At 36.1% G+C, this 460-nt stretch carries 1 protein-coding gene; it reads right to left on the bottom strand.

Going from position 1 to position 460, the window contains the following annotated elements; translation table 11 throughout:
* Positions 1–131: 131 nt before the first annotated feature.
* Positions 132–460: S26 family signal peptidase (locus tag E0L37_RS21365; protein WP_205655685.1), on the bottom strand; the 329-nt coding region annotated here is incomplete at its 5' end.

Raw genomic sequence — 460 nt, 5'->3', positions numbered from 1 at the left:
CTTTTAACCACCCATTTTCTTTGGCTTTCTCGACAGCCTTATTCGCAGCGTCTTGAAAACTAGAAACATCATATTCGTTTTTTTGATTGGCACTTACCGAAACTGAAAACGCACAAAGCAAAACTATCGACTTAAAAAATTGCATATGCTTTCCCCAAAATATCCTCTTCATTTATTGGCCCCCAAAACCTGCTGTCATAGCTATAAATAGTCTCACCAACCATACAGAATTCATTTTCATTCAAGGTAATTTGTCGCTCATACTCTTTTGGGTTTAACTGTAAGAAATTAATGGCATGCGTCATTCCAGCAATTTTGGATTCAACTCGATTTACAAACATTTCATTTGGCGAGAACTTGATTTCATCGCCAGGAACACCAGCTGCAATTTTTATGAAGTTCAACCCTTTATCAAAATTTTTATCTTCCTTGTTAAATTTGAATGCAACTAAATCTCCCC

The organism is Alcanivorax sp. 24 (genome assembly GCF_004360225.1).
Classification (GTDB): domain Bacteria; phylum Pseudomonadota; class Gammaproteobacteria; order Pseudomonadales; family Alcanivoracaceae; genus Alloalcanivorax; species Alloalcanivorax xiamenensis.
This window is presented reverse-complemented; position numbering and strand designations above follow the sequence as displayed.